At 38.1% G+C, this 14,989-nt stretch carries 12 protein-coding genes and 1 tRNA gene; 10 read left to right on the plus strand and 3 right to left on the minus strand.

All coding sequences use genetic code 11. The annotated features are described in order from the left end of the window. The first annotated feature begins 383 nt into the window (after window positions 1-383). The 10 genes from H3V00_RS01665 (at window position 384) to tssE (ending at window position 14,166) form a co-directional block, all read left to right on the plus strand. The gene (locus tag H3V00_RS01665; protein WP_198206600.1) at window positions 384-2,813 is read left to right on the plus strand and encodes a type VI secretion system Vgr family protein; all 2,430 of its coding nucleotides are present in this window, start codon (window positions 384-386) and stop codon (window positions 2,811-2,813) included. Window positions 2,814-2,816: 3 nt separating this feature from the next. Beyond that, a complete protein-coding gene (locus H3V00_RS01670) occupies window positions 2,817-3,590 on the plus strand; it encodes a DUF4123 domain-containing protein (RefSeq protein WP_198206599.1) in 774 nt (257 codons plus the stop codon). Between the two features lie 13 nt (window positions 3,591-3,603). Then, window positions 3,604-4,242, plus strand: a complete 639-nt coding sequence (locus H3V00_RS01675; protein WP_025330509.1) for a tetratricopeptide repeat protein — start codon at window positions 3,604-3,606, stop codon at window positions 4,240-4,242. Then, the gene (locus tag H3V00_RS01680) at window positions 4,229-5,350 is read left to right on the plus strand and encodes a hypothetical protein (protein ID WP_084585987.1); all 1,122 of its coding nucleotides are present in this window, start codon (window positions 4,229-4,231) and stop codon (window positions 5,348-5,350) included. Before H3V00_RS01675 ends, H3V00_RS01680 begins: the two co-directional genes overlap by 14 nt. A 21-nt stretch (window positions 5,351-5,371) precedes the next feature. Further along, a complete protein-coding gene (locus H3V00_RS01685) occupies window positions 5,372-8,614 on the plus strand; it encodes an ImcF-related family protein (protein ID WP_198206598.1) in 3,243 nt (1,080 codons plus the stop codon). Continuing rightward, window positions 8,604-10,181 (plus strand): type VI secretion system protein TssA, encoded by a 1,578-nt coding sequence (gene tssA / locus H3V00_RS01690; RefSeq protein ID WP_198206597.1) that lies wholly within the window; start codon window positions 8,604-8,606, stop codon window positions 10,179-10,181. The genes H3V00_RS01685 and tssA overlap by 11 nt, the downstream gene beginning before the upstream one ends. A 9-nt stretch (window positions 10,182-10,190) precedes the next feature. Next, a complete protein-coding gene (tssF, locus tag H3V00_RS01695; protein WP_198206596.1) occupies window positions 10,191-11,951 on the plus strand; it encodes a type VI secretion system baseplate subunit TssF in 1,761 nt (586 codons plus the stop codon). After that, on the plus strand, window positions 11,948-12,910 hold the full coding sequence (locus H3V00_RS01700) for a type VI secretion system baseplate subunit TssG (protein WP_198206595.1): 963 nt from the start codon (window positions 11,948-11,950) through the stop codon (window positions 12,908-12,910). The genes tssF and H3V00_RS01700 overlap by 4 nt, the downstream gene beginning before the upstream one ends. Beyond that, the gene (gene tssJ, locus H3V00_RS01705; protein ID WP_025330515.1) at window positions 12,911-13,630 is read left to right on the plus strand and encodes a type VI secretion system lipoprotein TssJ; all 720 of its coding nucleotides are present in this window, start codon (window positions 12,911-12,913) and stop codon (window positions 13,628-13,630) included. It begins immediately after the preceding gene. A 128-nt stretch (window positions 13,631-13,758) separates the two neighbouring features. Further along, on the plus strand, window positions 13,759-14,166 hold the full coding sequence (gene tssE / locus H3V00_RS01710) for a type VI secretion system baseplate subunit TssE (RefSeq protein WP_198206594.1): 408 nt from the start codon (window positions 13,759-13,761) through the stop codon (window positions 14,164-14,166). A gap of 75 nt (window positions 14,167-14,241) precedes the next feature. Here tssE and H3V00_RS01715 read toward each other — a convergent pair. The 3 genes from H3V00_RS01715 to H3V00_RS01725 form a co-directional block, all read right to left on the minus strand. Continuing rightward, window positions 14,242-14,318 (minus strand) — tRNA-Pro (locus H3V00_RS01715). A gap of 35 nt (window positions 14,319-14,353) precedes the next feature. Continuing rightward, window positions 14,354-14,680, minus strand: coding sequence for a hypothetical protein (locus H3V00_RS01720; protein WP_025330517.1), 327 nt, complete (start codon window positions 14,678-14,680; stop codon window positions 14,354-14,356). After that, a complete protein-coding gene (locus tag H3V00_RS01725; protein WP_025330518.1) occupies window positions 14,664-14,966 on the minus strand; it encodes an integration host factor subunit alpha in 303 nt (100 codons plus the stop codon). Before H3V00_RS01725 ends, H3V00_RS01720 begins: the two co-directional genes overlap by 17 nt. Window positions 14,967-14,989: the final 23 nt, after the last annotated feature.

A 14,989-nucleotide genomic window follows, 5' to 3' on the forward strand; every position in this document is an offset into this window, starting at 1 on the left:
TATTTTTGTGTTAAAATTATTAAATCAGTTATATGTAAATTTCAAAAATATTTACATCTTATAATCCTGAAAAGTAATTTCAGATTCAAATCGGATTTGGCTGGCTGCTGTGAAAACTAACCGAATCTGTGAACAAGTGTAGATTGAATCTGATATTATATTTTTGTTTTGCTTTTAAATTTTATGCGGGAATATAGTTGGCAGTATACGGCAGACTGGACTGTATATAAATTGAGTAAATATATATTTTAAATTGTATTGGTTTTTTAAATTTTGTAGCCAGCAACCTGTATGCGGGAATATTTTTCCGTATCAGCACTATATCGGCTGATACGGAAGCAGAACTGTCAGTCATGTATAAAGGTTTAATAAAGGGTGATTAAATGCAACAGCGTTATTATCTGAAACTGAACGCAAATCTGGCTAATTTTGACCAGTTTTCGGTGCGAAGATTCAATCTGGAAGAAAAGCTGGATGATTATTACGTGTTACAGCTTGAAGCAACGCATATGGCTGCTGACTTACCTCTGGAAAATTTTATTCATCAGCGTGTAATGTTTGAGATGGCTCCGGATATTGACTGGAGCGGAGTGATGCAGGTATCCCGGCAGCAGCTCGATGATTCTGACAACCGGCGCTGGCATGGTGTTATTCAGAGTGCGGAACAAATAGCAACCAGTGCTGATGAAACCTGCTATCGATTTACTATTGTGCCCCGCCTGGCTTTACTGAACCGTATTACTACCACAAGGCTGTTTCAGAATGAGACGGCACTGAGTATTGTTGAGAAAATTCTGCGTCATCATGGTTTTGCCAGTGAAGATTTTCTGCTGAAATCATCCCGTTCGTTACCGCGCTATGAACATCGCATGCAGTATCGGGAAACCGATTATGCATTTATTAAGCGTGTACTGGCTCGTGAAGGATTATGGTTTACCTTTACACAGACAGCTTCCAATGAAGTAATTTCTGTAGCTGATGATGTAAGCCATTATATTCAGCTGCGGCAGCAGGCATTACCATTCAAACCGGATGCTGGTTTAGAAAGTGATCTGGAGGGGCTGGAAAGCAAACTGGAAGCGCAGCTCTCATTTGATGTGAATGCTACGGCACAGGGTATCAAGGATAATTTGAAACAGCAATTAATGCAGGGGCTGATGGCAAAATATTCTGTATCCGAATTTCATGTTCGCTATAAAGCTCAGTATGAAAGTGTACAGATTAAAGATTATAACTATCGGGATGCTAATAACAGTCTGCTAGGCAAAGCCGGCTTTAATGAGCAGCAGCCTGCAGCATTTGGTCAGCCTTATATCTACGGATTTTTTCATCATAAAGATAGCGGGCAGGCGCAGGAATATGCCCGAATTCTGCATGAGCATTCTGTATCCCGCCATATTCTGGCCACTGGTAAAAGTAATGTTCAGAGCTTTGCTCCCGGTTTTACCATGGGATTTTCCTCTGATGCCAGAGTAGGCAATATTCGTCAGTGGCTGCTGGTCAGTGTTCATCATTCTGGTGCGCGCGATGAAGATTACATTAATTCATTCTCCGCTATACCCTCAGACAGCCAGTGGCGTCCGGAGCCGATTAAACACCCGATTATAGACGGAACGATACCGGGAACCATCTGTGATGCCGGCCAGGGGCCGTATGCATGGGTTGATGAGATGGGGCGTTACATCGTTAAGTTTAATCTGGATATGGATGGCTGGCAGCCGGGTGGTGAAAGCAGACCCATCCGTCTGGCTAAGCCTTATGCGGGCGGGCAGTACGGGCAGCATTTCCCGCTGCACGTAGGTACAGAAGTACAGCTGGCTTTTCAGAACGGTGATCCCGACCGGCCGTATATTATTGGCGTTTTGCATACCAGCACTCAGCCGGACCATGTTCCGAATACATGGCGTACCCGTAATGTAATTCGTACCTGGGCAAATAATAAAATCCGCATGGAAGACCTCAGCGGTCATGAACATATCAAAATGGCTACTGAGTACCATAAAACCCAGCTTAATCTGGGGCATCTGGTAGACAGCGGACGGGATAAGCGTGGAGAAGGTTTTGAGCTGCGAACTGATGGCTGGGGAGCTTTGCGTTCAGCACGAGCATTATATCTGACTACTGAAAATCAGGCTGCCGCCAACGGCATGCAAATGGATCGTACGGTAGCAGTCAAAGAAATTGAAGGTGCACTCAGTCAGGCCAGTCATCTTGCTGATGTGACTGCAAAACATACTTCACTCAAACCCAGACTCGAGACATTATCTGATTTAGGTGAAAGTTGTGCTTATCTGGAAAAACCGGTTATTTTAACCAGTGCAGTGGCCGGAATGGCGCAGGTTTCACCAAAATCTATTCTTAACAGTGTTGGTCAGGATATTCATCAGCAGGCGGGTAAAGATGTGTTTACCGGTGCCGGTGAAAACATTACACAAACAGCCGTCAAATCTGTACAGGTACTGGCTCAGACAGAAGATTTAAATCTGGTAGCCGGTAAAAAAACAGCACGTCTGGCTTCACATGGTAGCGCAGTGGAAATTACTGCGGCGAAAAAAATCTCTGTTCAGTCTGTAGGTGATGAGGTTCTGGTTAATGCAAAAAGCGGTATCAAGCTGGCCAGCGGGGGTGCTTATATAGAAATTAAAGGTGGAAAAATCAGTCTGTATAGTCCTGGTCCGATTGAATATAAAGGTAATCATCAGTTTCAGGGGCCTCAGGGCGGTAATTTCCCGTTACCGGAATTACCCGGTTCGGTTTGTCTTGAGTGCTTGCGCAAGGCACGTGCACAAGGTGTTGGCATTGTAGAGAGATAATCAATGAATACTTATCGTGACGTGCTGGCACAATTTATCAATTTTACCAATGAGACTGATGAAAAAACTCTTTTTCTGATTATTGATTTATGTACTTGTGACTATCCTCTTTTGGCTGCCATAGAAAACTGGCAGCCGGCATTGCAGTATTCTCTGCTATTTGAGCAAACACCCGAATCTCATATCAAGGAAGAAGGGCCGCTATTGCTGGCTCTTGATATCAGAAATGAAAACCATCGGGAAATACTGGAAAAAATATGTGAAATTACTCATATGAATAATCGCTTGCTGGCTTTCAACAGCAGCTATCCTTTTGGTACCTTAGAAGTTCATCTGCGCCGTGCCATGCAAGTGAAATGGGGTAAAAAAGAAGGATTACTTCGATTTTATGCACCAGATATGTTTGATCCGGTTAACATGGTGTTAACAAATTCACAAAAAAACTGGCTGCATCAATATATGTTGCGCTGGTTTTTTGTTGATGATTCCAGAGAGTGGGTAATTTATCAGGCTGATTATCCGCAGTGTGATCAGAATGAATTTGATGTAAATGGTTTTGTTTTTACTGAAAAACAGTATGATACTTTGTTGTTATGGGCTGATGCATATAATTACCGGCGCAATTATGGTATTGCTTTGGATGCAGATGAGTATGGCGGTGAAAGGATGTTAATTAACCAGCTATATGTCCTTGCTGCGGAAGCTGATACCAGATTGATTTTAAGCCAAGAAGAACGCGTTCAGTTTTTTAGGAATAATTTGCAGAAAATTATATAGGAAAGGCTGAAAGATGTTACGACGTATATTGACAGCATTTTGTTTATGCTTTGCTTTGATACAAATGGCCTGGGCGGGTACATATGATGATGCCGCTGCTGCTGCTCAAAACCGGCAATATGATAAAGCCTTAGTTTTATTTCAGAAAGCCATTAATGAAAATGATGATGCACGGGCATATAACAGTTTGGGTACGCTGTATGAAATGGGTTTGGGTGTACCGCAGGATTATGCTACCGCAGCAAAATATTATGAACAGGCTGTAAAAAAAGGCAATGTAAAAGCCAATGGTAATCTCGCCGTATTGTATGAGCGCGGATTAGGTGTAAAAAAGGATTGGGGCAAGGCGATGGGCTATTATTTTAATGGTCTGAACAGAGGTGACGGCAAATCCATGAACAATCTGGGGGTGATGGCCCTTAATGGCGAAATTCTGCCTAAAAATATTTCTGTTGCATGGGCTTTGTTTGCCAGTGCTGCGATTCTTAAAGACAGAGAAGCACCGCATAATCTTGCTGTAGTTGAAACCAAAATGACCAAAGCGGAAATTGAGCAGGGTAAAGTGGTTTTTAAAGCCCTGCATCAGGTAAAGAGTAAAAAACCGCCTATGGATATTATGTTAGATTATTTAGGCTGGCATGATTACGAATAGTATACAACGTCAGACTACATGGCTGCCGCCAAGACCAGTTCGCTGGCTTGCGTGGCTGGCCTTATATGCTTTGGCAATTGGTATTAATAAAAAATATGCAGATTCAATTATTACCCATTTCGGACTGGAAATCACAGTACACTGGCAAAAGTGGATGATATCTGTAATGCCGGCAGTTGTAATAGTAACTTTACTTCTGCTGGTGCGCTGTATCTGGTATCAGTTATGGTTAATTTACCAGCGTAATAATCAGTTTGTTTATAATGAAAAAATTTTGAATAATCAAAAGTACTGGTCGGAATATATGGTACTGGAAGAGGTAATATTGCACTGCGGCCAGTTAAATCATGCTTCCGATTTTTATACATATCTAGGACTGTCTCCAGAAGAGCGGCAGAAATCTGTATTTGAATCAATGAGTATGGAAATACCGGTTCAGAGCAATTCTTCTGTTTATTCTGACCGTTTGCATATTGTTTTATCACAACTGGTTCAGATATTATCTTCAAAAGAATATTTTACTGAACAATATACACAGTATTTATGGCTATGGGCAGCAGACAGAGAAAGCTGGCTGGTATTTAGGGAGCTTGTTATTGCTGAAGGCGGATATTGTCCGGCGGTACCGGATTATTATGTTAAGTTTGAGGATTTAAACTGGATTATTGACCGTTTTCAGGAAGAACTTTATCAAAAAATTCTATTACTCGGGTTTGAGTGTCAGCCTGAGTTTGAATTGTATCTGGCAATGATTTTTGCCCGAAAAGGAAAAATAGCAAAAATACAGCGAGCTTTTGATACACAAATGTGGCGTATGGATCAGGATTATTTTTTTACAGCCATGACTGAAAAAGTTTCTGGTTTCCAGATTGAAAGCCATACACAAGAAGTAACTCAGCCGGAAATAAAAGAATTGACTGAAGATTTAACTGCAAAAGATTATGAAATCTTGCCGTATAGTATAGATAAACCGGATTTTTTTCAAAAATTACAGTATACGAGTGACTGGATGCAATTGCTGCTGGCAGTTTATCAGGCGCATAAACATTCCTATGTAGTACTATTTAATCATAAAGAAAAGATAATACCTGCTTCCCAGGTTAAGTAAAATTCAATTACAGGCGCGTTTATGTTAAGGTGGAACCCGTTAAGACAATTCAGTTCACGTGTAAATAGCCAATTATCCAAATTAGCGCAGGTGAATCAGAAAATTACCCAGCGCCCTAAAATTCTCAAATTATGGTTATTATGCAGTTTCCTCTGGTTGATACTTATCTGCGGATTAACTGCATTTTTATATTGGTATTATGATAAAAAATGGCTGCAAAATCATAAATTTCATTTGATAATACTGGCACTGGCCGGTTTATTTCTCTGCATTATACTGCCATTATTCTGGCGTATTTTTGTGGTTATTGACGGGCAGGAACGGACAATCCGCTTTATTGAGCGTTCGAAATATACACGTGAAAGTCCTGCACAGCAGAATTTGGTGGCTTTTCAGAATTATTTGGATCAGAAATATCCTTTATCTATTTTAAATCGCTGTTATATTCTTGCAGTACATGGTGAACCGGATGCTTTCAGCGACGTGAGTGAGCAGCTACAGCGTACAGGGTGGGTACAGGTTGACAATGTTTATCTGGTATTGATTAATGATGTGGATGAAATTGAATCCATACCGGCTTTTCGCGGCAAATATCATTGTCCTTTTGATGGATTAATAATATTGCGTGATATGAAAAGTAACAAAACTCCGGTTACTCACGATACTACTTCAGTCTGGCTGGAAAAATTTTATCAGCTGTTAAACTGGAAAATTCCGTTTATCCATGTATTTCAAAGTGAGATTGATTTAAATAAATTTCCTCTTAATCAGGTTTTTACCTGGTCATTGCCAACAGAAAATATTGTTTCAGATATCAAAATTAAAGCTGAGGATTTATTTATTCAGGCTTTTTTAAAAAGCCGGGACAGACAGTTTTTGTCTCTGATTGATACCATTGCTATTACTAAATTAAATCCGGCTGAAAATTATTCTGAACAGCAGCAACCCTGGTTTACTGGTATGGCTATACAGGCTAAACAGAGTAACTGGTGGGAAACATGGGCGATGGTGGCAGAGCAGTTAAATCAGCAACCTGCTAAATTGATTCTACAGCCCGCTACTCAGCGACTGGCCAAAGCCGGTCTGGTAATCTGTACTGTAACCTTTTTAATGATTCTGTATGCTTTTACCAGTAATTACAGGCAGGCACAGTCATTCCGAAACCAAATCACCAGCGTGAATAAATCTTCGGGCAGCAACAATGCGATCAATTCTATACTCAGTTTACAACATCATATTGCATTGATAAATAATGTTCCGAAACCATTTTACCGTCGTCTTGGATTCAATCATGATGATATTTTGCTGAATAAAGCATTTGTAACTTATGGTAAGGCTGCAAAAAAATGGCTGATAAAACCCGCTGATCAACAGATTATTCTGGTTCTGAGTTCTTTACAGCAGCTTCAGACTTTACCTAACGTAATTGAAACAAATGCGGCGGAAACAGAGAAAATTGCAGAACAAACCAGTAATGCAGTTGCTTTGGACGAAGGTTTTAATGCTCTGAAAGCATATTTAATGTTACGTCGACCTAAACGTCTGGATAATATTTTTCTAAGTGATTATTTATCACGCCTGTATCGGACACAAGGCTTACAAAAAGCCGATGCTGCTCAGAATATATTCAGATTTTATACCCGGAATATGATGAAACATCGAAGCTGGTTTCTGAATGAAGATTCTGCTTTGGTGGCAGAAAGTCGGGGAGTATTGAATAATATTGTTAATCAGCAGCAGGAAGATGTTGTTATTTATCAGAATATGCTGGATTCTGCATTAGAAAAATATAGGGATATTGATTTAGTGCAGCTGGCTGGCAAAGATAGCACTCAATTCTGGACAAATAAGAATAAATTGCATGGTGCATTTACTGCACGTGCATGGAACGAATGGTTTAAACCGGAAATTGATAAACTTAATCCTGAGCATTTTAAAAATGGTTCATGGGTGCTGAATGAGTCTGAACAAAGCAACGAAAATACGGATATCCGTAAACAGATAATGGCATTGTACAAGCAGGATTATTTTGAAGCATGGACAAAATTTTTATCTGGTATACAGTGGGTACCGGTTACTGGTCTGAATAAACAGATGGATCGTTTGAAAAAATATTCAGATAAAAAGAATTCAGTACTTGTTAAGTTACTAACAGCCATTCAGTTTAATGCCAGTATCGGATATCCGGAAGACCGGACTGAAAAAGGCAAAGGAGTTTTACAGGAATTTGAACCAATTGTAGATTTGATTAAAACAGTTGAAGATAGGAATAAGCAACCCAGCCGTAAACTGGATCAGTATCAGGAAAATCTGCTGGCTATGTATCTTGAAGTACAGAAAGTTCAGGGAGCTAATAATCAGGCCTCTGCTTCACAACTTTCTTTCAATACTATTTTGAATAGTGATGATGGTTCTAATCTGGCTAAAGCTGAAGAATCTATCAACTTACAAGTAGCTAATCTGGGAGAGGAATGGCAGGATATCGGGCACACTTTACTTACTTATCCTTTTGCTGATGCTAAAAAAGCAATTTTGCTTCCGGCTTTAAACAATATTAATGCATTGTGGCAGCAGATGGTGGTTTCGCAATGGAATTCTCGTTTTGCTAATCGTTATCCACTGAATCCTTCCAGCAATCTCGATGTCTCTTTGCCTGAATTACAGAAATTTATTGATCCGCAAAAGGGTGTTGTTGCACAGTTTAATCAGCAATATTTAAATAAAATTCTGAATCTTGTTGGTAATCAGTGGATTGTTAATCCTGCTGTAATGGATCAGGTTCAGATTGATGATCAGTTTGTAACTGGTTTAAATGAATTAAATCAGTTACTAGAATTTGTTTCAGATGGCTCAAATACCGCTTCTTTTGAAATAATGCCATTGCCAACTCCCGAAGTTAAACAGATTACATTTAATTTTAATAAACAGAAAATTCAATTTTATAATGAAAAATCTTTCTGGCATAAAGTGAATTGGTCTGTTAGTGATAGTACCGATAAAAAGGCTTCAATTCAGTGGTCTGATGTGACAGATAAGACTGCTCAGCTTGAAGTAGTTGGTGATTTGAGTATTTTGCGTTTACTTGAAAAGGCTCAGGCACGTAAAAATGATGATGATACTTATCATCTTAAGTGGATAATAAAAAATAGGGTTGTAGAAATGAATCTGAAGAATTTACAAACTAACGACCTGATTACATTATTGAAGTTAAAAGGGGCAAGTTTGCCGCAACAGGTTTTCAAGGTGGATCAAAATGCAAATTAGTGCAGCACTGAAAGTTCTCCAGAAGCGGAAAATCTATGAAGATATAAAACCTTTATGGGACAATATTGAATATCTTCTGGCTCCAGTGGAGGGAGAACCGGAAGATGTTACACATCATGATTCTTTTCTTGATATCCGGCAGGAGTTGGAAAAGGTCAGCGATATTCAGTTGAGTAAAATTGAAGACGCAGCTAATTATCTTTGCCAGAACGTAGGTAAAGATATTCGCGTAGCTGTATATCTGACTTATGTATTGTTTCGTCGTGAAGCCTTTCAGGGACTGATTAAAGGTTTATTATTAATATATGGAATGCAGGCAATATATACGCCTACTTTTCAGCCCCAACGTATCACCCTTATTAAAACGATGTTTCGCTGGCTGGGCGGCACAAAAATGGAAGATGCATTTTTATTGTGCCAAAGTACATTATCATCAAACGAATATCAGGTAATTACCATATTATGTGAGCTGATTCAGGAAAATTTTTCTGCACAATTTGAAGCGACAGTAGATGAGCTCAATGGCTTACTCAGCTTATTACCTGTGCCTGCTGGTGAAACTCAGGCAGCTATTAGTCAAGCTGATTCAGTAACTACTGATAATAATTCAAACCAGAGTAATAGTACTGATAATGATGAAGTAATTTTACGTTCTTTTCAGGATTTGATGCAGACAATGAAAACTGTAGGGCAGTTCATTGCCGATAAAGAGCAGAAACCCTATGCATCATACAGATTATTGCGTCAGTTCCGATGGGATATGCTTGAGCAGTTACCTTTGCATCAGGACGGACTGACAAAAATTCCTCCTCCGAGACAGGAACTGATAAATCGCTTACAGACATTGTATCAGCGTAAAGAGTGGAACGGATTATTAGAACAATGCCATGCCGGTTTTATGGAGGCTTCCAATCACTTTTATCTTGATTTGCAATATCTGAGCTGGAATGCAATGCAGCATTTGGCACCTGAAGCAAATGTATGGGCTGATATGCTGTGCAGTGATATGGCTTTTCTGCTTAACCGTGTACCCGGACTCGAAACATTATCCTTTAATGATAATCATCCTTTTGCTTCCGGTGAAGCTTTAGACTGGATTGCAGTTCATGCACGTTTTCAGCAGCAAAATGTAGAAGAAATGCAATTGTCTTCCGATAATAAGCTTACATCAACCGAAGATATTGACGCACAGGCATTTGTCATTCTGGCAGAGCAGGGTTTTGATAAAACGATGGAATGGCTGTCTACTGTGCAATTTGATGAAGGGCTTGAGCAGTTATACTACAAACAATTTTTACTTGCCCGATTAGCTATTAAAAGTGGCAAAACAGAATTTGCAATATCTCTGCTGGAAAAGCTTAATCAGCCCTTTTCACAACAACCATTATTTGAATGGAATAAAAAATTAACTTTTCAGATCAAACAAGAGTTGTTAAAGCTTTTACAGCAAAAATTTATCACTATCAAAGGTAATAATAAAGAGTTTATAGCTGGACAAATTGAAGAGCTGAAAAAAGAACTGGTGTTACTCAATCCGTTTCTGGCGCATCAATTGTTGTATAGGTAAATGAAAAATATGGAAAAAAAAGACAATATTCTGCGTTATTATGAAGCGGAAATGCGTTATCTGAAAGAGGCCGGTGAAGCTTTTGCTGAGGTTCATCCTGATGCAGCACAGTATTTAAAAATGCAGGATTCCCTTGAGCGGGATCCGATGGTGGAGCGATTATTTGAAGGATTTGCTTTTTTAGCTGCAAAATTGTATCAAAAAATTGATGATGATATGCCAGAGTTAACTGAGAGCTCTGTAGCATTACTATGGCCACATCATCTTCAGCCTATTGCTTCTATGTCGATAGTGCAATTAATGTTAAATGAAGAGATTTATACGAATGATCAGCATATTCCTGCCGGTTTGATACTGCAAACTGCTGTTGATACCAATACAGGTATATCGTGTGAATACCGGACAACTCAATCAGTTGATATCTATCCTGTTGAAATAAATGATTTCCGCCTTGTACATAATGATATCGGACAATCTGTCATCCAGTTACGTTTACAACTTCGTCAAACGAATGCGGGTCAGAATATTCGTTTACCAGACAATTTTTCACTCAAGTTTCATCTTGTTGGTGAAATAGAAACCAGACTGAGTATTTATCATTATCTGACAAATTATTTGTCACATATTACTACTGATGAAGATTTAAACATCATAAATCATAAGCTAAAATTACAGCGAACACATTTTAATTATGATTCAGTTACATGGTTACAGAACCGGCAGGCAAATGAACATGATTTAGTGATGGAATATTTCCTGTTTAAAGAAAAGTTTCTTTTTTTTGAACTAAATAATCTAAGTGAAAAAGATTTTAATAATGATAAACATGAGCTATTGGTAAATTTTCATTTAAAACGGGATTTTCCGCTGGAGCTAGTGTTTAACCGCAATTATTTAAAACTGTTTTGTGTACCTGTAATTAACTTGTTTGATTTAGAGGCAGAACCGGTTGTGCGTTCTCCATTACATACTGAATACAAATTGTCACCCACGTTTTCAGTTAAGGATCAGGTAACGGTATGTGCAGTTACTGAGGTGGAATCATTCAGCCAGATTAGTGGTAAAAGAAAATATTATTTGCCTTTTAATGAGTTTAAGCATAGTAAACGTCAGCTCAATATATTTGATAAAGACAGACCATATTATTATATCCGCTCACGTCAAGGTATCGGCAATCATTATGATAATTTTATAAGTTTTAGTGGTGAAATCCAACCTGATGAAGAAGAGATTTTTTCAATCAGTATTCTTGGCGCTAATGGTAATCTACCACGCCAGATTACTAAATATAACAAAATACTCAGTCTGCATTCGCCTGTACTGGGTGTAAAAGATGCTCAAATGGTAATGGTACCTACAGCTTTACATTACCCGCCGGATTATAAGAATCAGCAATGGCAATTATTGTTTGAGATGAGTAATAATTATCTGGCTACCTTAGATACCGGTACTTTGAAAAATAGTTTGCGTTTATTGAATTGGTCGACAGCAGCGGCAAATGAAAAAAATATAGCAGCTATTCACTCTGTTCAGACTGAAATTCAACATATTATGCATCATGGTATGATGATTAGATGTTTGGTAATCGATATCGAACTGGATAGTACTGGATTTATCAATGAAGCAGATGCTGCTTTATTTGCTTATGTTCTAAACTGTTATTTAATAGCTTATGCACAATTAAATCTGGCTATAAAGGTAAATGTCATATTGCAGCCTGAAGCTATTACATTGAGCTGGCCAGTCAGTGTGGATGAAAAAATTTTATGAATGTCAGTTTATTTAACAGATTAATGCTGGCTCCAGAGGCATATAATTTTTTTCAGTTTTGTCATTTACTGGAGTCACATCAGGTTAATTTACGCGTACCTGACTTGCAAAGTGACAGTGAACTAACTCTTCAATTTTGTGCATGGCCATATCTTGGTTTTCCTGCAAGTGAGCTAAAACAGTCTCTGCCTGAATCTGTATATGATTATAAATTACCGATTGTGTTTACTACCTTTATGGGCTTAATCGGTACAGATGGTGTCATGCCAAACTGGCTCATAGCAGAAAGTGCAGAAAAAAAAGACGGGATGGAAAATCTGTTAGCCTTTCTGGATATGTTTCATCACCGTATGATGACTATGTTTTACCAGATATGGAAACGTTTTCATTATGATTTTCAATTTCGTCCGGATGCTTCAGATCGTCTTTCACGGGCATTACTGACACTGATTCATGGTAAGAGCAAATTAGATATTGATCCATGTTATTATCTTGGTGTAATTAAAAATTTAAATAAAAAAAATAAAAATATATTTGGTTTAAAAGAGATTGTTCAATATGTTATTCCTGCTGCCAGAGAGGTAGTCATAGATGAGTTTATTGCTGTCAAATATGCCGTGCCTCAACGATCTATAGGTACTGGAATAACTTTTGATACGGCTGTGCTAGGCCGGTTTTTATATGATGCCAATAGCAGAATAAGGATATCTTTGAAACTTAATGATTATGCAATATTAAGTTTACTTTATGAAAATCAGCCTGTGCGAACGGTTTTAAAAACTTTGGTCAGGAAATATGTGGGATGCGCTCTGGATGTTGAGCTAGTGGCAAAAATCAGTGCTGATTTATTACCTCAGGCACAATTAAATGGCAGTAACCCGCAGAAAATCAAAGCTGGCGTTACTGCAGGGCAGCCAGAAGCTGGTGCACTATTTTCGATTTTTCTCGGAGTGCTATAGATGAATTATCGTTTCTTGTCTGTATTAATTTTACTAACAGGATTATCTGGTTGTGGATTATTGCAACAAGGATATGAGGATGTACGCAAAACAGGAAAAGAAGCAATTGAGCTAAAACATTATCATTATGATTTCAGGGTGGTTTCTGCGCATCTTTTAAACCAGACTGATAATTCGCAGCAAAATACCTTCAGAATGGTAATTTTTCAATTAAAAAGTAATAATCTATTTAATCAGGCCAGTTATTATGATTTACTTACTAATGCAGACAATGCTCTTGGTGATGAACTGGTTAAACAAGATATACGTATGATTTATCCTTTTGATACACAGAATATAAAAGGAGATATAGATAGTAAAACACAATATTTGGGATTAGTGTTTTTCTTTAATCAGCCAGAGTCTGACAATAAAACCTGGAAAATACTAATTCCTATAGATGATTTAAAATTATTTAGGAATAATTATATTTTGGTGGAGGGGGCACAGGCTCAGTTAAAATCTAAAAAACAGGTTAAGGATTTAAGCAAACAACAAAAACAAGCGGAGAAGGCACAGAAAAAAGCATCAAAAGAGAAGAAAAAACAGGAAAAGATAGCTAAAAAAGCTCAGCAGGCTATGCAGGAGCAGATGGATAAATTACAGCAGCAGGGTATGCAGAAAGCTCAGGATAAAGTAGCGAAGAAAATAGAAAAAGTATTACCTGATAAGAAAAAATAGAGTATTGTCTGATGATATCAATAACCGGACTACACAATTTATCATGGCTAAAATATTCTGATGGTAAATAGTTAAATAATTAAACTCAAATAATTATTACATATTATGAAGGTGTAAATAAGTTTATTATGATTGATGCGTCTTTATTAGAGAAAATTACTCTGAATTTTTCTGGAGATGTTCCATTAATTACTCTGGATCTTAAAGAACGCTATATTTATAGCGTTATGAATAATATTGAGCGTATTTTAAACACTCGGCGTGGTAGCGTTAAACATATACCTGATTACGGATTACCAGATTTAAGCATTATTTATCGTCATTTGCCTTCCAGCTTGTCTGTATTACAGAAATATATTACTTTTACTTTATTAAAATATGAACCACGCGTACAGGCATTACAAATTCAAATAGTTGATAATAAATCTACTGATTTTATTATTGCTTATGAATTATTATGCCAATTAAAAGAGGTTGGTTATATTCGATTTTCAACCACATTTGATGGGCATGAAGCTGTTAAGGTATTCAGATAATCGATTTTTAGTATTGAATGATGTTTATTATTCATAAGAAATAAAAATACAGCCATTTTGGCTGTATTTATTTTTTGGTCGGAGTGAAAGGATTCGAACCTTCGACCCCTTGCACCCCATGCAAGTGCGCTACCAGACTGCGCCACACTCCGACTTTGTAAAGGAAGCGATTATAAAAGTAATCGTATTACTTAGCAAGTACACTATTCAGGTTATCTACTACTTTTTCAATTTGCTGACGGGTTTCCAGTGCATTAATGACGGGATTACCATCAGCATCTACCTGATTACGTGTAAATGAGTCTATATATGGTGTAAAGCTGTCGCGCAATTGTCTGACTTTAATCACATCAGCACGGGTATAGTGCTTACCGCCATAGCCTACAATAATGCCATGTGTCTGTTGCCAGACAGAGAATTGCTCGGCACTGATGTCTGCAAGGCGGCATAGCTCTTCGAGGGTAAAATACCGCTGTGCTGGTATGGGTAACAACTGCTTAGGCTTGTTTTCCATTATAGTGATCAACCATACCTTTTAATTTTTGTGATGCGTGGAAAGTAACAACGCGTCTGGCAGAAATAGGTACTTCTTCCCCGGTTTTTGGATTACGTCCCGGGCGTTGCGGTTTGTCACGCAACTGGAAATTACCAAAGCCGGAAATTTTAATTTGTTCGCCCTTTTCAAGAGTACTGCGAATTTCTTCAAAGAATAGTTCAACAATTTCTTTGGCATCATGTTTGCTCATGCCGGCAACTTTTTCAACCAGAATATCAGCAAGTTCAGCTTTTGTCAGCGTCATATCAGAATTTCTTTCATTAAAGA

The organism is Snodgrassella sp. W6238H11 (genome assembly GCF_016100525.1).
Classification (GTDB): domain Bacteria; phylum Pseudomonadota; class Gammaproteobacteria; order Burkholderiales; family Neisseriaceae; genus Snodgrassella; species Snodgrassella alvi.